This is a genomic window from Leuconostoc lactis KCTC 3528 = DSM 20202 (genome assembly GCF_014651235.1).
Lineage (GTDB): Bacteria > Bacillota > Bacilli > Lactobacillales > Lactobacillaceae > Leuconostoc > Leuconostoc lactis.
In genome coordinates, this window is the sequence record NZ_BMWM01000005.1 from 41,057 (window position 1) to 59,752 (window position 18,696).

The 18,696-nt window shown below is 44.6% G+C and carries 19 protein-coding genes; 17 read left to right on the forward strand and 2 right to left on the reverse strand.

What is annotated here, in order from left to right:
* Positions 1-69: 69 nt before the first annotated feature.
* The 14 genes from nusA to IE039_RS02685 all read left to right on the forward strand — a co-directional run bounded on the left by nusA (position 70) and on the right by IE039_RS02685 (position 13,784).
* Positions 70-1,167, forward strand: coding sequence for a transcription termination factor NusA (gene nusA, locus IE039_RS02620; RefSeq protein ID WP_010000466.1), 1,098 nt, complete (start codon positions 70-72; stop codon positions 1,165-1,167).
* A gap of 57 nt (positions 1,168-1,224) precedes the next feature.
* Positions 1,225-1,521 (forward strand): RNase P modulator RnpM, encoded by a 297-nt coding sequence (gene rnpM, locus IE039_RS02625; RefSeq protein WP_010003427.1) that lies wholly within the window; start codon positions 1,225-1,227, stop codon positions 1,519-1,521.
* Positions 1,511-1,831: a L7Ae/L30e/S12e/Gadd45 family ribosomal protein gene (locus tag IE039_RS02630; protein WP_010000464.1), complete on the forward strand. Its 321-nt coding sequence runs from the start codon at positions 1,511-1,513 to the stop codon at positions 1,829-1,831. Before rnpM ends, IE039_RS02630 begins: the two co-directional genes overlap by 11 nt.
* Complete coding sequence (infB, locus tag IE039_RS02635) at positions 1,832-4,318, forward strand: translation initiation factor IF-2 (protein ID WP_189428687.1); 2,487 nt, start codon at positions 1,832-1,834, stop codon at positions 4,316-4,318.
* 50 nt (positions 4,319-4,368) lie between these two features.
* A complete protein-coding gene (gene rbfA, locus IE039_RS02640; RefSeq protein ID WP_010000461.1) occupies positions 4,369-4,722 on the forward strand; it encodes a 30S ribosome-binding factor RbfA in 354 nt (117 codons plus the stop codon).
* 96 nt (positions 4,723-4,818) lie between these two features.
* A complete protein-coding gene (locus tag IE039_RS02645) occupies positions 4,819-5,997 on the forward strand; it encodes an aminotransferase class I/II-fold pyridoxal phosphate-dependent enzyme (protein ID WP_010003868.1) in 1,179 nt (392 codons plus the stop codon).
* Positions 5,998-6,011: 14 nt separating this feature from the next.
* Entirely contained in the window at positions 6,012-6,527 is a 516-nt protein-coding gene (locus IE039_RS02650) for a hypothetical protein (RefSeq protein WP_010003869.1), read from the forward strand.
* On the forward strand, positions 6,514-7,422 hold the full coding sequence (gene truB / locus IE039_RS02655; protein WP_068852332.1) for a tRNA pseudouridine(55) synthase TruB: 909 nt from the start codon (positions 6,514-6,516) through the stop codon (positions 7,420-7,422). The genes IE039_RS02650 and truB overlap by 14 nt, the downstream gene beginning before the upstream one ends.
* Positions 7,423-7,424: 2 nt before the next feature.
* Complete coding sequence (gene ribF, locus IE039_RS02660) at positions 7,425-8,375, forward strand: riboflavin biosynthesis protein RibF (protein WP_189428688.1); 951 nt, start codon at positions 7,425-7,427, stop codon at positions 8,373-8,375.
* A 122-nt stretch (positions 8,376-8,497) separates the two neighbouring features.
* Entirely contained in the window at positions 8,498-9,526 is a 1,029-nt protein-coding gene (gene hrcA / locus IE039_RS02665) for a heat-inducible transcriptional repressor HrcA (RefSeq protein ID WP_010005152.1), read from the forward strand.
* Between the two features lie 41 nt (positions 9,527-9,567).
* Complete coding sequence (grpE, locus tag IE039_RS02670) at positions 9,568-10,140, forward strand: nucleotide exchange factor GrpE (RefSeq protein ID WP_189428691.1); 573 nt, start codon at positions 9,568-9,570, stop codon at positions 10,138-10,140.
* An 87-nt stretch (positions 10,141-10,227) separates the two neighbouring features.
* Positions 10,228-12,069 (forward strand): molecular chaperone DnaK, encoded by a 1,842-nt coding sequence (dnaK, locus tag IE039_RS02675; RefSeq protein ID WP_010005146.1) that lies wholly within the window; start codon positions 10,228-10,230, stop codon positions 12,067-12,069.
* 101 nt (positions 12,070-12,170) lie between these two features.
* The gene (locus IE039_RS02680) at positions 12,171-13,082 is read left to right on the forward strand and encodes a DnaJ C-terminal domain-containing protein (RefSeq protein ID WP_010005145.1); all 912 of its coding nucleotides are present in this window, start codon (positions 12,171-12,173) and stop codon (positions 13,080-13,082) included.
* 120 nt (positions 13,083-13,202) lie between these two features.
* Positions 13,203-13,784, forward strand: a complete 582-nt coding sequence (locus IE039_RS02685; RefSeq protein ID WP_077283078.1) for a GNAT family N-acetyltransferase — start codon at positions 13,203-13,205, stop codon at positions 13,782-13,784.
* An 8-nt stretch (positions 13,785-13,792) separates the two neighbouring features.
* Here the strand turns inward: IE039_RS02685 and def are convergent, their stop codons facing one another.
* Positions 13,793-14,371 (reverse strand): peptide deformylase, encoded by a 579-nt coding sequence (def, locus tag IE039_RS02690; protein ID WP_010005143.1) that lies wholly within the window; start codon positions 14,369-14,371, stop codon positions 13,793-13,795.
* Positions 14,372-14,458: 87 nt separating this feature from the next.
* Complete coding sequence (locus IE039_RS02695) at positions 14,459-15,412, reverse strand: class A sortase (RefSeq protein WP_189428689.1); 954 nt, start codon at positions 15,410-15,412, stop codon at positions 14,459-14,461.
* Between the two features lie 285 nt (positions 15,413-15,697).
* On the opposite strand from IE039_RS02695, the gene IE039_RS02700 reads away from it, so the two are divergent.
* The 3 genes from IE039_RS02700 (at position 15,698) to typA (ending at position 18,656) form a co-directional block, all read left to right on the forward strand.
* Positions 15,698-15,970, forward strand: coding sequence for a UPF0223 family protein (locus IE039_RS02700; RefSeq protein ID WP_010002263.1), 273 nt, complete (start codon positions 15,698-15,700; stop codon positions 15,968-15,970).
* Positions 15,967-16,752, forward strand: a complete 786-nt coding sequence (locus IE039_RS02705; protein ID WP_010002264.1) for an inositol monophosphatase family protein — start codon at positions 15,967-15,969, stop codon at positions 16,750-16,752. The genes IE039_RS02700 and IE039_RS02705 overlap by 4 nt, the downstream gene beginning before the upstream one ends.
* 65 nt (positions 16,753-16,817) lie before the next feature.
* Positions 16,818-18,656, forward strand: a complete 1,839-nt coding sequence (gene typA / locus IE039_RS02710) for a translational GTPase TypA (protein ID WP_010002267.1) — start codon at positions 16,818-16,820, stop codon at positions 18,654-18,656.
* Positions 18,657-18,696: the final 40 nt, after the last annotated feature.

Here is an 18,696-nt window from a genome sequence, read left to right on the forward strand (position 1 = left end):
TTGTATCAATACAAAGCTGGCAATCGTTGCCGGAAGAAAGCACACTATTAATTAAATGAGGATAGGCGAATGAGTAAAGAATTAGTCGACGCGCTCGATGCCCTTGAAGCTGAACGCGGGATTGAACGCGCGGTTGTGATTGAAGCCTTGGAAGACGCCTTAAGAGCGGCTTACAAGAAGCAATACAATGCAGAACAGAATGTTGAAGCCGTTTTTGACACTAAAAAAGGGAATGTTGCCATTAAGCAAGTCAAAGTCGTTGTCTTAGACGAAGATTTTGAAAACGAAGATACGGAAATTCCTTTGGAAGATGCTTTGGCAATTAACCGTGCCTATGAACCAGGCGATGAAATTCGTTTTGATGTCACACCAAAAGATTTCGGTCGAATGGCCGCACAAGCAGCAAAGCAAGTGATTGTGCAAAAAATGCGTGAAGCTAGCCGCGAAGCGATTTATAATAAGTTTGCGGACTATCAAGATGAAATCATCACGGGTGAAGTTGATCGTCAAGATACACGTTTCTTGTATTTGACTTTGCCTGGTAATCAAGAAGCAGCTATGGCACCAGCTGATCAAATGCCAAACGAACATTACCGAATGGGTGATCGTATCAAGGTTTTGGTCAACAAAGTTGAAAATAATGCTAAGGGCCCACAAATCTTTGTGTCACGGACAGCGCCTGACTTGGTTAAGCGTTTGTTTGAACAAGAAGTACCAGAAGTGTATGACGGTACAGTTGAAATCATGAGTATCTCACGTGAAGCGGGCGATCGCTCAAAGATTGCGGTTTATACGCATGATGCTGACCTTGACCCAGTTGGGGCTATGGTTGGGCAACGTGGTGCCCGTGTACAAGCCGTTGTTAACGAACTTGGCGGCGAAAACATGGACATTGTGGAATGGGTGGAAGACGAAGCGCAATATATTGCCAACGCCTTGAACCCATCAGAAGTCACAGATGTGATTTTTGATCCAGAAAATGACCGTGCTGTCACAGTCATTGTACCAGACAACCAATTATCATTAGCAATTGGTAAGAAGGGCCAAAACGCCCGTTTGGCAGCCCGCTTGACTGGCTTTAAGATTGATATCAAATCTGAATCTGAAGCCGCTAACAGTCTTGTAGCGGAAGCACCAGTTGTTGTCGAAGACGAAACAAACGAGTAATCTGATAGAAAGGAAACGTGTTTCTGCTCAAACGGGCACAAAGACACGCTAGATATTATGAAACCTAGAAAAATACCTATGCGAAAAGACATCGTTACCGGTGAAATGTTTCCTAAAAAAGAACTTGTGCGTGTTGTGCGCGACAAAGAAGGACATGTGAGCTTAGACCCCACATCAAAAGCCAATGGTCGCGGTGCTTATATTGGTTTGGATCGTGAGATTACAGCCATTGCAAAGAAGAAGCGCATTTTTGATAGAGCATTTGAGGTGAAGATTCCCGATGAGTTTTATGACGAACTTATCGCTTATGTTGACCATCAACAAGCACGACGGGAGTTGTTTGGTGATAAGTAAAGACGACCAAATTTTAAATCTCCTTGGTTTAGCCATGCGTGCCGGTAAGTTAGTATTGGGTTCTGATCCCACATTAACGGCCATTCGTGGCAATAAAGTACAACTGGCTTTTTTTCCAAGTGATGGTGGCCAAAGTCAAGCAAAAAAATTCGCTGATAAAGCAGCGTTTTATCATGTCACACTGATTCAAGACTATACCAAAGCGCAATTAACCGATGCTATCGGCGTAAATCGCAGTGTATTTGCGATTGCGGATCGCGGTTTTAGTCGCAAAATTAAACAATTAATTTCAGAAAAGGAGCGGAACTAAATGGCAGAAGAAAAGAAATTCTCAGGCTCAAACCGTCCTGCACGAAAACAGGCAGTCCCAGAACGTAAGGAATTGCCCGCATCACAACGCCGTCATGCGGCAAAATTGACAGAAGGATCAGCCTCACAAGCAGGTGCTGGTTCACGGTCAAGTCGTCCTGCACGCCCAAATAATGGTCAAGGACAAACACGCAATGCCGCTCGTCCAAATGGTACGGCAGCTAGTCGTCCTAACAATGGTGGTAACCGTAATAGCCGTCCTGGCTCACGTTTACAACCAACTGGTGGTCGCCCAGAAATTCGCGAGAAGAAGAGCTGGTCAACTAAGCCACGTGAAGGCCAAGTGGATTACTCAAAGCAAACAGATAACAGCTTGAAGCAATACGTGAGTGAAAACGAAAAGCGTAAGCAAACTGCCGCTGCGGCTAAGGCACCTAAGAAGCCTGCTGCACCAGCAAAAGCTGCTGCGAAGCCAACTGATGCTAAGAAGCCTGCGGCTAAGGCAGCAACGACAACAACGGCACCAGCAGCTGGCGCAGGTAAGTTTGGTGGTGCTTTGGCATCTGGCAACAACTCAGCGCGCAATAACTCACGTAAGCGCAATACCAATGGTACTGGGCAACAAACACCACGTCGTAACGATAAGCCACGTGGTTCAAAGAAGTCACGTCGTATTGCGGCTAAGAAGGGCCCAGTAACGCCAGTAACTGAACGTAAGGAACAGCCACTACCACAAGTATTGGAATACCGTATTGGTATGAACGTGCAAGACTTGTCAAAGTTGTTACACCGTGACACAGCTGAAATTATCAAGAAGTTGTTCTTGTTAGGCATTGTGACCAACCAAAACCAATCATTGGATTCAGATACCATTGAAATTTTGGCAGCCGATTATGGCATCGATGCGCAAGTGAAGGAAGAAGAAGACGTCGCTGATATCGATAAGTTCTTTGATGAAGATAACATCGATGAAGACAAGTTGGTATCACGTCCACCAGTTGTTACCATCATGGGACACGTCGATCATGGTAAGACAACTTTGTTGGATTACTTGCGTAACTCAAACGTGACAGAAGGCGAAGCCGGCGGTATCACACAACATATTGGTGCTTACCAGACACAACTTAACGGTAAGACAATCACCTTCTTGGATACACCTGGTCACGCGGCCTTTACGGAAATGCGTGCGCGTGGTGCTAACGTGACTGATTTGACGATTTTGGTTGTGGCGGCCGATGACGGTGTCATGCCACAAACAATTGAAGCTATCAACCACGCCAAGGCGGCTGAAACACCAATCATCGTTGCCGTTAACAAGATTGATAAGCCAGGGGCTAACCCTGATGATGTCATGAACCAATTGATGGCCTATGATTTGGTGCCTGAAGAATATGGTGGTGACACAATCTTTGTTAAGATTTCAGCGAAGTTTGGTCAAAACGTTGACGAATTGTTGGAAATGATCTTGTTGCAAGCTGAAGTGCTTGAATTAAAGGCCGATCCTGATATGCCAGCACGTGGTTCAGTTGTTGAAGCACGTTTGGACAAGGGGCGTGGTCCAGTGGCAACTGTCTTGGTACAACAAGGCACAATGCGTGTTGGTGACCCAATTGTTGTGGGTAACACTTATGGCCGTGTCCGGACAATGACTAATGAACGTGGCGTTGAACTTGAAGAAGCTTTGCCAGCCACACCAGTTCAAATTACTGGTTTGAACGATGTACCACAAGCTGGTGATCGTTTCATCGTTATGGCAGATGAAAAGACAGCGCGTGCTGCCGGTGAAGAACGTGCTAAGCGTGCGCAAGAAGCAGTCCGTAACTCAGGTTCTGTTGTGACTTTGGATACATTGTTTAGCACAATGTCTGAAAAGGCCATGAAGACAGTGCCAGTTATCGTGAAGGCGGATGTGCAAGGTTCTGTTGAAGCACTTTCTGGTTCATTGAAGAAGATTGAAGTCGATGGCGTACGTGTGGATATCATCCATACAGCTGCTGGTGCAATTAATGAATCTGATGTCACTTTGGCTTCAGCATCAGGCGCTATTATTATTGGCTTCAACGTTCGTGCCACACCATTGGCCAAGGCGCAAGCTGACTCTGATAAGGTTGACATTCGCTTCTACAACGTCATTTATAACGCAATTGATGATGTTGAAGCAGCCATGAAGGGTCAACTTGAACCTGTTTATGAAGAGAAGGTTATTGGAACTGTTCTCGTTAAGGAACTGTTCAAGTTCTCTAAGGTTGGTATTATTGCCGGTGCGATGGTTGAAGAAGGTAAGATTACCAAGGACTCAAAGGTTCGTATCATGCGTGATAGCGTTGTTGTTTATGATGGCGAAGTGGCCTCATTGCAACGTGGTAAAGACGCTGTAAACGAAGTGAAGATGGGCTACGAGTTCGGCTTTACAGTATCAAAGTTCAACGATATTCGTGTCGGTGATGTTGTTGAATCATATATCATGGAAGAAGTTAAGATAAAGTAAGCCAATTGGCACTTTATCGCTTGTATTAAAAGAAAAAGGGGGCACAAGTTATGGCTAATCCACAACGTGCAGGTCGCCTCGCACAAGAAATCCAACGTGACGTGACGGATCTTTTGCTTAAGCGGATCAATGATCCACGCGTAAAAGACGTGACGGTAACGAGTGTTGAATTGTCTGGTGATTTGCAAATTGCAACAATTTATTATTCAATCTTGTCTGATTTGGCAAGTGATGGGCAAAAAGCGCAAGCTGGTTTGGAAGCGGCAAGTGGTTTGATCCGTAAGGAATTAGGGGCACGCTTGACGGTTTACAAGACACCTGAATTACGCTTTGTTCGTGATCAATCTGTCCAATATGGTAATCATATTGAAGATTTGATTCGTAAGTTACATGCTGAAAATTAATAAATGATAACATCTCAACGCTACTCTAAAAGGGGTAGCGTTTTTTGTGTTAGAATAGACTTATATTAATTTGACTAAAAAATGAGGACTTCGAAAATGACAAGCTTGCCACAATCTTTAAACCCAATCATTGCCGGTATGGCACCTGATCGGTTATTGGGCTTTCAAGAAAAAGTGCGCGATATTCCAGGTGTGTTAAAGCTGACGTTTGGTGAGCCTGGCTTTGCAGTTGATGATCGTATCAAACAGGCAGCGGTTGCGGCGATTGAAGGTGATCGTTCACACTACGCCGAGAGCCAAGGTGAACGGGCATTACGCTTGGCAGCAGTCGATTATTTTAATCAAGCCTATCATTTAAATTATGCTGGTGAAGAAAATGTGATTGTCACGTTGGGTGTCAGTGAAGCCATCAACGTGGTTCTTCATACCTTGTTGGCCGATGGTGACGGGTTATTAATGCCTGAACCCGCTTACGGGCCATACTTTACCTCACTAGAATTGGCGCGTGGGACGCGGATTACCATTGACACCACGCCTAATCGTTTTAAGCTGACACCAGAAATGGTTGAAGAAGCCATTGCCAAAGCCACGGTACCAGTGCGGGCGATTTTGATGAATTACCCGACAAATCCAACGGGCATAACTTATTCACGTGATGAAATTATGGCATTGGCTGCCACGTTCAAAAAGCATGGCATCTGGGTGATTTCTGATGAAATTTATGCGGTGCTGACTTATGATCAAGAACACGTGTCATTTGCGGAAATTATTCCTGATCAAACGATTTATATTAATGGTTTATCAAAGTCACATGCGATGACAGGTTATCGCGTCGGCTTTATCTTGGGGGCCGCAGAAGTAATTGCGCAAATGCAAAAAGTCCACGGGGCGTTGACGTTTGCCATTCCAACGTTTATTCAAGATGCCGCATTGGTCGCCTTGCGCGATGTGACCACAGCGCCACAAGCAATGCGTGATGTTTACAAAAAGCGACGTGATCGCATTTTGCCACAATTAATTGCGTTAGGATTTGATGTAGTGGCACCAGAAGGGGCGTTTTATGTGTTTGCCAAGTTACCAGCTAATTTAGGGGACGATGGCGATGAATTTGCGTTACAGTTAGCAAAAGAAGGTAAAGTTGCCGTGATTCCAGGGTCTGGTTTTAGTGCGGCGGCCAAAGCTTATATCCGGATCTCTTATGCAGCATCCGATGAAGATTTGGATGAGGGTATGCGACGGTTGACAGCTTATATTAAGCAACGTCGTGGGAATTAAGTGAGAGGTAGTCTATGAACTGGTGGCAAAATTTATTTATATCATCCAGCAAGCACGCAACAGTGGCATCAACCGGACAATTAAATGCTGTTCAGATTGCGCGTCAATCGGAATTGCCTGTCATTGTGGCACCAGTCACGGGACAACTGCAAAGAATTACGCTCGATAATGACCAGTTAAACAATCGTCATGGTTTTATGATGATTCCAAACGGCCGTGATATCATGTCACCAGTGGCAGGGATTGTCACAGATGCGGTACCACAGGCGATCACAATTCGCAGTGAGCGTTACGGGACTGTTACCGTGCAAGTGATGTATGAAAAGGCTCAGGATGTCAGATTGGCATCTTATCGTACGGGGCAACAATTACACGCAGGCGATTTGATTGGTTCAGTTCGTCAGCACGATCAGTCTGTTCGCGTGTATGTCTTATTTGAAGCGCAGGCGACGCCATTTGTCAGCTATGGTGCAGTTTATGCTGGACAAAATATCTGGCGGTCGCAAGAGGAAATCGATGCAAAAGAATAATCCAGTTGACGGCATCTTGGTCGTCAATAAACCAAAAGGAGTCACGTCATTTGACGTCGTGGCCAAAGTAAGGCGCGCTGTCGGTCAAAAAAAGGTCGGTCATGCTGGGACGTTAGATCCCAATGTTGATGGTGTCTTAGTTGTCGCTTTGGGAAAAGCAACCAAACTAATTGATGAATTACAAGCACGACCAAAACGTTATATCGGCGAAATTACGTTAGGTTTTGCAACGGAAACTGAAGACCTTGACGGGGACGTGGTGGCCGAACAACCGATTACAACGCCTTATACGGACGCAGCCATTGATCAGGCTATTGCGCAATTGAACGGGCCAATTCAACAAGTACCACCGATGTTTTCAGCTGTTAAAGTCGCCGGCAAACGCCTATATGAATACGCACGGGCAGGTGAAACTGTGACGCGACCAGTTCGTGATGCCATGATTTATGATTTTCATCGGACATCAGCAGTGCGTTATCAGCAACAACAGCAAAAATTTAACTTTGAAGCAACAGTGTCAAAAGGGACGTATATTCGGACACTAGCCGTTGACACCGGTAAACAATTAGAAGTCCCAGCGACCATGACCAGCTTAACGCGAACGATGGGGAGCGGGATGCCTTTGTCAGCGGCAACGCCGTTAGAAACGATCACGTCGTTGCCACGAGAAGATGTCTTAAAGCTAGTCGTTCCCATTCAAACGGTGTTGACATGGCCGGTGAAAGCTTTGACGGATGACGAGTGGTTTGCGGTCAAAAACGGGCAAAAAATCACCACCTGGCCAGCGGCCGACACTTATTTGCAGTTAACTTATCAAGGGGAATTAAAGGCAGTTTATGCGTATCAAGCTGCTGAACACCACTGGCAATCACGCTATGTGTTTACAAACGAATAACTATGATAGAAACCGTTCCGTTACATTATCCAATTAAAAATTTTGAACCATCGCAACCTCAAGTGGTGACGATGGGCTTTTTTGATGGTGTCCATTTGGGTCATCAAGCAGTGATACAAGCAGCTAAAGCGGAAGCTGATCGGTTAGGGGTACCGCTAGCGGTCCTAACTTATGATCCGCATCCAGTTGTGGTGTTTAAGACCCTCACGCAGCCCTTACATTATTTAACGCCACTTGATCAAAAGGTGGCCTTATTTGAAGCGTTGGGCGTTGACCGCGTGTATGTGATGCGCTTTACCTCGCAATTGGCACAACTTGTGCCCCAGCAGTTCGTCGATGAGGTGCTATTGCCTTTACAACCAACGACTGTGGTTGCGGGGTTTGATCATCTCTATGGTGGTGATCAACAGACGGCCAATATGCAAGTATTAGATCAGTACGCCGCTAATCGCTTTGATGTGATTACGGTACCACCTTTTGAAGAGGCACATCAAAAAGTGGGCTCTTCGGCAATCCGACGTGCTTTAGACGCTGGCGATATGCAAACAGTCAACCACCAGTTAGGGCGTGTTTATCAAACGACTGGCACAGTCGTTCATGGTGAAGCACGCGGACGTGAGCTGGGTTTCCCCACGGCTAATATTCAAACGCCAGAATTAGAATGGCTGCCTGGTATTGGCGTTTATGTGGTTGGGATTGAAATTGCTGGACAGTGGTATCAAGGGATGGCAAGTATCGGCCGAAACGTCACATTTGGTGATGCCCGACCAATCACTGTTGAAATCAACATTTTAGATTTCAAACAACAAATCTATGGGGAAGCGGTGACGGTTGCTTGGCATCATTACTTACGCGGCGAAGTCAAATTCACGTTGGTACCTGATTTAATCACGCAGTTACAGCACGATGAACAGGCGACACGACAGTATTTTAAAGCACTTAACAAGCGTTAAGTGCTTTTTATTTGGCACTCGCATAAAAAGAGTGCTAAAATGCTTGCATTTCTTTCGGAAAGGGTGTATGATAATAGATGTTAGCAGTTGGTATCTATGAGTGCTAAAACGGAGGCGATGGCATGCTAACAGAAAGACAAAAATTAATTTTAAGCGCCATCATTTACGAGTACACACACACTGCGCGAGCAGTCGGGTCGAAAAGTTTGCAGGAACAGCTTGATATTAAAGTGAGTTCCGCAACAATTCGTAATGAAATGGCTGTATTAGAGTCAGCTGATCTGATTAAAAAACTACATTCTTCAGCGGGGCGAGTACCGTCGTGTGCTGGTTATCGTTATTATCTCGATCACCTCATGGCGACACGTCCCGCAACACAGCAAGATGTGGCGATGGTGATGCATTCGTTTCGTGGGATTTTTCATGAAATTGACGACTTGCTTGATGAAGCTGCGCGGACGCTATCAGAATTAACCGGCGCAACCGCTTTGATTTTGAAGCCAAAAGGGTTAAATATCAAAGTGTCGGGGTTCCGTTTGGTACCGTTGGAGAATCATCAGTTAATTGCCGTGCTGGTAACCAGTGACGGTAAAGTGACAAGTCAGACATTCAAATTACCACGCGAGTTGGCGATATCATCGTTAGATAGTATGGTTAAGTATATCAATGATCAGATGATTGGCCATCCGATTTTGGAAGTGTTGCAACTGATGCAATCAGATGAGTTGCCAACGCAAATGAATCGGGTGATTAAGACACCAGCTGCCTTCTTGCAAATGTTTGGCGACGTCTTAGCGCGATCGATTGGCGATAATGTGCATATTGGTGGTCGACTGAATGTGTTGGATTTTGGTGAAAATGTTGATGAGACACAGAAAGTGAAGCATTTGCTAGAGTTTCTGTCATCAGCGCCTGATATCCGACGTGTGGCGAAAGCTGTCCCACATCAGGTGACAGTTAAGATTGGGCAAGAAATCGATGAACCCTTATTACAATCCTTTAGCTTGATTACGAGTGCCTTTCAGGTACCAAATCAAGGGGATGGGGTGATTGCATTGCTTGGCCCAATTCGGATGCCTTATGCGCGCAACGTCTTGTTGATGGATGCCTTTGGTGAAGCGTTAAGCCAAAAGATGCTCGAATATACATAAATTAGGAGGTCACTTACGTGGCAGATGAAGCGAAAGAAGCAATGAAGAACGACGAAGAAATCGTTGTAGAAGATGGCGCAGTTGATGATGAAGCTGTAACGGAACAAATCGAAGCAGAAACTGATGTTTTGCAAGAAGATGAAGCACCAGTAGAAAGCTCAGAAGCAAGTCGAATTGCAGACCTTGAAGCTAAGGTTGCGGAATTAGAAGACAAGCTGTTGCGTTCACAAGCGGAAATTCAAAATATTCAACAACGTCATGCCCGCGAAGTGCAAAATGTACGCAAGTATGATGGTCAGAAATTGGCCGGCGCAGTTTTGCCAGCGGTTGACAATCTTGAACGCGCATTGCAAGTTGAAGCAGATGATACAGTAACAAAGCAAATTAAAACAGGTGTTGAAATGACACTGAAGACATTGGTACAAGCTTTAGCTGATAATGGTATTTCAGCAACGGGTGAAGTCGGAGAAGCATTTGACCCAACGAAGCACCAAGCTATTCAAAGTGTTGCCTCAGAGGATGTTGCGTCTGATGAAATTGCCGCTGTTTTGCAAAAAGGCTATATGATTCAAGATCGCGTCCTTCGACCAGCAATGGTTGCCGTGGCGAAATAACAACAATTGTCATGGTGATTCAGCGTGTGCACCACACCTTAAAAAGTTAAAAATAAAAGATTAAAAAAGTAAAGGAAGAATTAATTCATGTCAAAGATTATCGGTATTGATTTAGGAACAACAAACTCAGCAGTTGCCGTCCTTGAAGGTGGCGAACCAAAGATCATCACAAACCCAGACGGCGGTCGTACAACACCATCTGTTGTGTCATTTAAGAATGGCGAAACACAAGTTGGTGACGTGGCTAAGCGTCAAGCAATCACAAACCCTGACACAATTATTTCAATTAAGTCACACATGGGTGAAGCTGGCTACAAGGTCAACGTTGACGGCAAGGACTACACACCACAAGAAATCTCAGCCATAATTTTGCAATACATCAAGGGCTATGCTGAAGATTACTTGGGTGAAAAGGTTGAAAAGGCTGTTATCACAGTACCTGCTTACTTCAACGATGCACAACGTCAAGCAACTAAAGATGCTGGTAAGATTGCCGGTCTTGAAGTTGAACGTATCATTAACGAACCAACAGCCGCTGCGTTAGCTTATGGTTTGGACAAGTTGGATAAGGATGAAAAGATCCTTGTTTACGACTTGGGTGGTGGTACATTCGATGTGTCTATCCTTGAATTAGGTGATGGTGTCTTTGAAGTTTTGTCAACAAACGGTGACACACACCTTGGTGGTGATGACTTCGATAACAAGATCATCGATTACTTGGCTGAACAATTCAAGGCTGAAAATGGCATTGATTTGAAGGAAGACAAGTTAGCTTTGCAACGTTTGAAGGATGCCGCAGAATCAGCTAAGAAGACGTTGTCTTCAGCAACTGAAGCACAAATAGATTTGCCATTTATCGCTTCAGGTGACCAAGGCCCATTGCACTTGCAAACATCATTGACACGTGCCAAGTTCAATGAATTGACAGCTGACTTGATCAAGAAGGCTGAACAACCAGTTTTGAACGCTTTGAAGGATGCTGGTTTGTCATTCTCAGACATCGATGAAGTCATCTTGAATGGTGGATCAACACGTATTCCAGCCGTACAAGAATCTGTTAAGAAGTTGACTGGTAAGGAACCTAACCACTCAATCAACCCTGATGAAGCGGTTGCCCTTGGTGCAGCAGTTCAAGGTGGTGTGATTACTGGTGACGTGAAGGACGTTGTCTTGTTGGATGTGACACCTTTGTCATTGGGTATCGAAACAATGGGTGGTGTCTTCACAAAGTTGATTGATCGTAACACAACGATCCCAACATCAAAGTCACAAGTCTTCTCAACAGCTGCCGACAACCAACCAGCCGTTGATATCCATGTCTTGCAAGGTGAACGCTCAATGGCGGCCGACAACAAGACTTTGGGTCGTTTCCAATTGTCAGATATTCCTGCTGCAAAGCGTGGTGTGCCACAAATTGAAGTGACATTTGACATTGACCGTAACGGTATTGTTTCTGTATCTGCCAAGGATTTGGGTACGCAAAAGGAACAAAAGATTACGATCCAAGCCGCTGGTGGTTTGACTGATGAAGAAATCGAACAAATGATGAATGATGCAAAGGCTAACGAAGAAGCCGATGCAAAGAAGAAGGCAGCCGTTGATACACGCAACGAAGCTGACCAATTGATCTTCTCAACAGAAGCCACACTTGAAGAAGTGGGTGACAAGTTGGAAGAAGATGCTAAGAAGGCAACAAAGGATGCCCTTGAAGCATTGAAGGAAGCTAAGGAAAAGGTCGGCGACGATGTTGAAGCTGACTTGACTGAATTGAAGGAAAAGTCAGAAGCATTGGCTAAGGCTGCACAAGAATTAGCAATGAAGCTTTACCAACAAGCTGCCCCACAAGAAGGTGCTGAAGGTGAAGCCAAGCCAAAGGATGATAACACAGTTGATGGTGACTTCGAAGAAGTTGACCCATCAAAGAAGTAATCCTTTGACGACAAAGCAATTCGTGACGATCATTTAAGCATAAACGAACCGCATCCAGTTGGATGCGGTTCGTGTACATAATATGGAAAAGGAGCGGGCTGTTGAATAATACAGAATACTATGACCGTCTTGGCGTTGATAAGAATGCCAGCCAAGATGATATTAAAAAAGCATACCGAAAATTATCAAAAAAGTATCATCCTGACTTGAACCAAGAACCAGGTGCCGAAGAAAAGTACAAAGAGGTTCAAGAAGCCTTTGAAACGTTAGGCGATCCCCAAAAGCGTGCCCAATATGACCAATTTGGCCCAGCCGGCGCCAATGGTGGCTTTGGTGGCCAAGGCTTTGGTGGTTACCAACAAGGTGGCTTCGGTGACTTCTCTGATTTGGGTGATATTTTCAGTCAAATGTTTGGCGGCGGCTTTGATCCGAACCGACCACGCAAGGGACAAGATTTGCAATACCGGATGCGCTTAAGCTTCGAAGAAGCCATTACTGGTAAGGAAGAAATCATCAAGTTTAACCGTGGTGATGGCCCTCATGAAATTAAGGTGACAGTTCCAGCCGGTGTTGAAACAGGTCAACAAATGCGTCTGGCTGGTCAAGGTGAAGAAGGCGTTAACGGTGGCCCACGGGGTGATTTGTTCGTGGTCTTCCAAGTTGCCCCTTCAAAGGACGGCTTTGAACGTGATGGTGCTGATGTCTTCCTTGAACAAAAGATTAGTTTCACGAGTGCTGCCTTAGGGGATGAAATCCAAGTTAAGACAGTACAAGGTGACGTGAAGTTGAAGATTCCTGCTGGTACGCAAACAGGTAAGCAATTCCGTTTGCGCGGTAAGGGTGCGCCACGTCTACGTGGTACAGGCAATGGTGACCAATATGTCACAATCTTTGTTGAAGTGCCAACGTCAATGACTAAGGATCAAAAGAAGGCCTTGGAAGCCTTCCAAGAAGCCATGACTGGTAAAAAGAAGAAAAGTTTCTTTGATAAGTTAGAAGAATTAACAGAATGAAGACGATAAAACGCATGGGGGAATCCGTGCGTTTTTTTATGATTTTTATATGATGAAAAATGAAAAAATAAAGTGAATATGTTATAGTAAAACTTAATATATTTTATGAGGAGATAGATGATGCGTTTAAAAGCCCAATTGGCTGGTTTTAGTACCTTGCAGACTGAGCGCTTGATATTACGTCCAGTGCAACCGGATGATGCTGAGGCGATGTTTGATTATTTACGTGACGAAGAAACAGTCCGCTTTATCACGGTGCCACCGGTAAAAACAGTGACGGAAGTCATTGAAAACAGTATTCAAAGTTATTTTATGCTGGATCCGATTGGAAAATGGGCGATTGTCTATGACCAAAAAATGATTGGGACGATTGATTTACGCCTCAATGAAGCGCACCGGCAAGCGGAAATCGGTTATGTTTTAAATAAGCGTTATTGGGGCCAAGGTATCATGCCAGAGGCGGCACAAGCCATTTTGGCGGTGGGATTTGATCAGCTGCAATTAGTACGTATCTTTTCTGAACATGACACGCGTAACCCAAAATCAGGTCGGGTGATGACTAAAATTGGTATGCAGCAAGAGGGCGTGGCACTTAAATCACAGATTATTAAAGGTGAAATAGTAGATATGGTACATTATGCCATCACAGATACGCAATACAAGATGTTGCAACAAGCAAAAAAGTCACAGGCAACCCTGTGACTTTTTGGTTAATCAATATATTTTGTGTCGTCGTTGACTTCCCAAGGAGCGGTCATATCAATGTGATCGTAGTACAAGTGGCCATGCAAGTGGTCGATTTCATGTTGGAAAACGATAGCAGGATAATCACGTAACTTAATCGTCTTGGTTTCACCTTGTTCGTTTTGATAACGGACTGTGATCCGGTTAGCGCGGGGGACAAAACCAGGCACATCTTCGTCAACAGATAAGCAGCCTTCACCAACATCTAGGGCAGCACGCTTAACTGATTCTGAAATAATGACGGGATTGAAGATTGTGCCCTTAAAGTAAGGTTCATCATCGCGTTCGTGGGGATCCAATGAAGGGATCAACACAGCTGCCATTTGGAGTGATTCGCCAACTTGTGGGGCTGCTAAACCAACCCCTGGACGTAAACCGTACTTTTCGTTTTGTGCTTCATCTTGTGAGATCACCAAGTAGGTCATCATATCTTCTGCTAGTTGTGCGTGTTCTTCACTGAGTGGGAAAGGTACTTTCTCAGCAACTTGTCTGAGAACTGGCTCCCCATCACGTGTGATTTTATCCATTGTAAATCGAATTGTCATGTCTTTTCACCTCCATAATAGTATATCAAACTGGCCAACAGGTTAAAACTCCTAAACGTGTTATGCAGCGCAGTTTTATACCGATTTTTATTTTTTTGTGCCACCAGCGTCGCCGTTAACGCCTTCTTCGGTACCTGGATTCCACCAATCAACGTGGGCATTGGTACGTTGGGTACGTAAATTAAACAAATCAACGAGATTTTGCGGTGCTTGTTGCCAATTGTAGTGGGTTTTCAATGCTGCGTGGGTGATAATGCGGTATTGTGTTGATGGAAAGAGACAACTAATGATCGTGAGTGTTGGCGCTTTGGTTGGATTAAGGACCGCAATGTCATTTTTAGTCACTGTGGTTTGGCCGGTAATCTCATAAACAAAAAGACCCGAAGCATTAGCTAAAATAACCGGCTCACCATTCAACCAGTCGGATCCCTTCAATTGGCCGTTTTGAATGTAGGGCCAATCATGATTATTAGATTCTTGCAAAGCACTAAAGCCAGATTGGCCATCGTTGAAATTATGGCCAGCCAAGCCGTAGTTACCTTGACCCATAACAGGTTTTTGGGTACCGAGCGGATCGACTGCTGACCGATTGGCGTAATTGGCACCAGCATCTAAACCTTTATTTGAATAGGCATCATTATAAATAGGGAGGAGAATAAAGCGGCTGGGGATGGCGACAAAACCTTGTTTTTCTAAGCCCTTTTGCGCTTGTCGCATGACCATTTTGGCAATCTGATCGCGTGAAGTCGTATCGTTTTTGGCTTGACGCGTTTGTGCCTTTTGCTGCTGTTTTTGGAGCGTATTGAGCGTGTGGTCTTTGAGTTGACCAACATTATTTTGGTAGAGATAGTCTAGCCCCAAGGTGATGCTGGTGACCAAACTCGCCACCATGAGTGCTTGATAAAACCACCGCAAGGATTGTTTTTTAGGGCGATGTCGCAAGTAAGCTAATCCAAAAACAAACAACATCACGAGTCCAAATGTGAGACCAGCTAAGTATAGTGGGTGCCAATTCAAAATATTTAAAAGACCTTGTATCATCTGTTGTGCCCTCATGATTAATTTAACTAGGTGTTAAAACTTGTCATCGTGTCGTTCAACACCTCCAAATCATTATACAAAGAAGCGCATTGATTTCATAGGTTTTCACACGACGATACACGGTCGTGACGTTATCATTAGCAGCCGCTAATTGGTTGGCCGGTAAATCGGTTGCAAGGGGATGTATGTTACAATAATTTTAGCTAAAGATCGCTAAAATAGTGGCTGAAGCGGTAAAATAGAGATAGTTGATAAAAAATTTGAAAGATTGTAGAAAATAGAGTAATGAGTGAAAATTATACGTTACTAATCGATGGTAGTTGGACAGTTGAAGATATTGTGGCGGTATCTCATTTTATTGACAGCGTGTTAGCTGTTTATGAAACTGGTGTCGCTAAAGCCACGTTACTGGCAAGTTATGACGCATTTCGTGATGTGATGCCGGCAAAAAGTGAACAAAAGCGGTTCGATCGTGATTTTGAACGTCAAACAGGTCATAGCATTTATCAAACGATGAAACTGGCGCAATACACGACCAAAGATCGGGTACGCGGATGACACTGAGCCAATTTGAAATTCAAGAAATTGACCAAACCGTCATGTTGTGGCTCGATGACGTGCGCCAGCAAACCTTAGCGGCAATGACGCAGGAATTAAACGTCGGCACCAAAAATAATCCGCGAGATTTGGTGACCAATGTTGACCGCGCAAACGAAACGTTTTTAAATACTAAAATTCGCGCTTTTGATCCGGGAGCACATATTGTCAGTGAAGAAGGCTTTGGCGATCAGCAACTGGATATGCAAGGGCATGTGTGGTTTGTAGATCCCATTGATGGCACGATGAATTTCATCAAAGAAAAATCGGACTTTGCGATTATGATTGGCCTCTATATCGATAATCAGCCCGTTTTGGGGTGGATTCTTGATGTGATGAATAATGTTGTTTATCACGGCGGACCAGAAATAGGCGTCTATGCCAACCAATTACGCGTTAGCGCCCCTAAAAATGAACCTTTGTCTGAAGGGTTAGTCTTGTTAAGTGGTGCGCGCTTATTGTATGGGATGTTTGGCTATGATGACATTGCCAAAGCCGCTTTAGGTTTTCGGATTATTGGGGCTGCGGGTCCATCATTTATTCGCGTTATTTTAGGCCAGGCGGTCGGTTATTCCTCTAAAATGATGCCGTGGGACTTTGCGGCTGGCCAAGTTTTGGCACAAACGCTTGGATTATCAGTTTCAGATATTGACGGTAAGCCCCTAGATATGTTATCATCTAACATAGTATTAGTGGCTACAAATCGTGCGCATCGTGATATTTTAGCGTTGCATCAAAGCTAGGGCACACCAGTCCCTAGCTTTTACTATGAGAAGAGTAGCATTTAAATTAAAGGAGCACTAGGAAATTGGCAAATCGCGAAGATATTCGTAACATCGCTATCATCGCCCACGTCGATCACGGAAAGACGACGTTGGTTAACGAACTTTTGAAGCAATCAGATACATTGGACTCACGCAAGGAATTGGGTGATCGTGCAATGGATACAAACGACATCGAAAAGGAACGTGGGATCACAATCTTGTCAAAGAACACAGCCGTTAAGGTTGGGGACAAGCAGATCAACATCTTGGATACACCAGGACACGCGGACTTCGGTGGTGAAGTTGAACGTATCATGGGTATGGTTGACGGTGTTTTGTTGGTTGTTGATGCCTTTGAAGGCACAATGCCACAAACACGTTTCGTGTTGAAGAAGGCCTTCGAACAAAACTTGACACCAATCGTTGTTGTCAACAAAGTTGATCGTCCAGGCGCACGTCCAGAAGAAGTTGTTGATGAAGTGTTGGATTTGTTCATTGAACTTGGTGCCGACGAAGAAGATTTGGACTTCCCAGTGATCTTTGCTTCAGCAATGAACGGGACATCATCATTGTCACCAGATGTTGCTGACCAAGAACACACAATGAAGCCAATCTTTGACAAGGTGTTTGAAACAATTCCAGCACCTGTTGATAACTCTGACGAACCTTTGCAATTCCAAGTGGCAATGTTGGATTATAACGACTTCGTTGGTCGTATTGGTATCGGTCGTGTTAAGCGCGGTACGATCAAGATGGGTGATAACGTTGACGTGTTGAAGCTTGACGGTACAACACAATCATTCCGTGTCACAAAGCTTGCTGGTTTCATTGGTCTTGACCAAGTTGAAATCGAAGAAGCTAAGGCCGGTGATTTGATCGCGGTTTCAGGTATGGAAGACATCTCAGTTGGTGAAACTGTTGCTGATCCTGCCCACCCAGAAGCTTTGCCAATCTTGCGTATTGACGAACCAACTTTGCAAATGACGTTCCGTCAAAACGATAGCCCCTTTGCTGGTCGTGAAGGTAAGTTCGTGACAGCACGTCAAATCGAAGACCGTTTGCGTCGCGAATTGCACACTGATGTTTCTTTGCGTGTTGAAGACACTGACCAAGCTGGTGCATGGTTAGTTTCAGGACGTGGTGAATTGCATTTGTCAATCTTGATTGAAACAATGCGTCGTGAAGGCTTCGAATTGCAAGCTTCACGTCCACAAGTTATCTATCGTGACATTGACGGCGTGCAATCAGAACCATACGAATCAGTTCAAATTGATACACCTGATGAATATGCCTCAACAGTTATCGATTCATTGAACCAACGTAAGGGTGAAATGATCAACATGGAATCTGTTGGTAACGGTCAAACACGTTTGACTTATATGGCACCTTCACGTGGTTTGATTGGTTACTCAACTGAATTCATGTCAGCAACACGTGGTTACGGTATCTTCAACCACACATATGCTGAATACCGTCCAGTTGTTCGTAACTGGGAACCAGGTCGTCGTAACGGCGCTTTGGTTTCAATTAACCAAGGTACTACTTCTAACTATGCCATCATGGGTGTTGAAGACCGTGGCCAAATGTTCGTTGGTGCCGGTGTTGACGTTTATGAAGGTATGATCGTTGGTATGAACTCACGTGACAACGATATTTCTGTCAACGTGACAAAGTTGAAGCCACAATCAAACGTGCGTTCATCAAACAAGGACCAAACAGCCTCAATCAAGACACCACGTGTCATGAACTTGGAAGCTAGCTTGGAATTCTTGAACGATGATGAATACGTTGAAGTAACACCTGAAAACGTTCGTATCCGTAAGGCAATCTTGAACACGGCTGAACGTGAAAAGGCTGCTAAGCGTCGTAAGGCATCAAAGTAATTTAATTGATTAAGAACCACTCACTTGTGGTTCTTGTTCA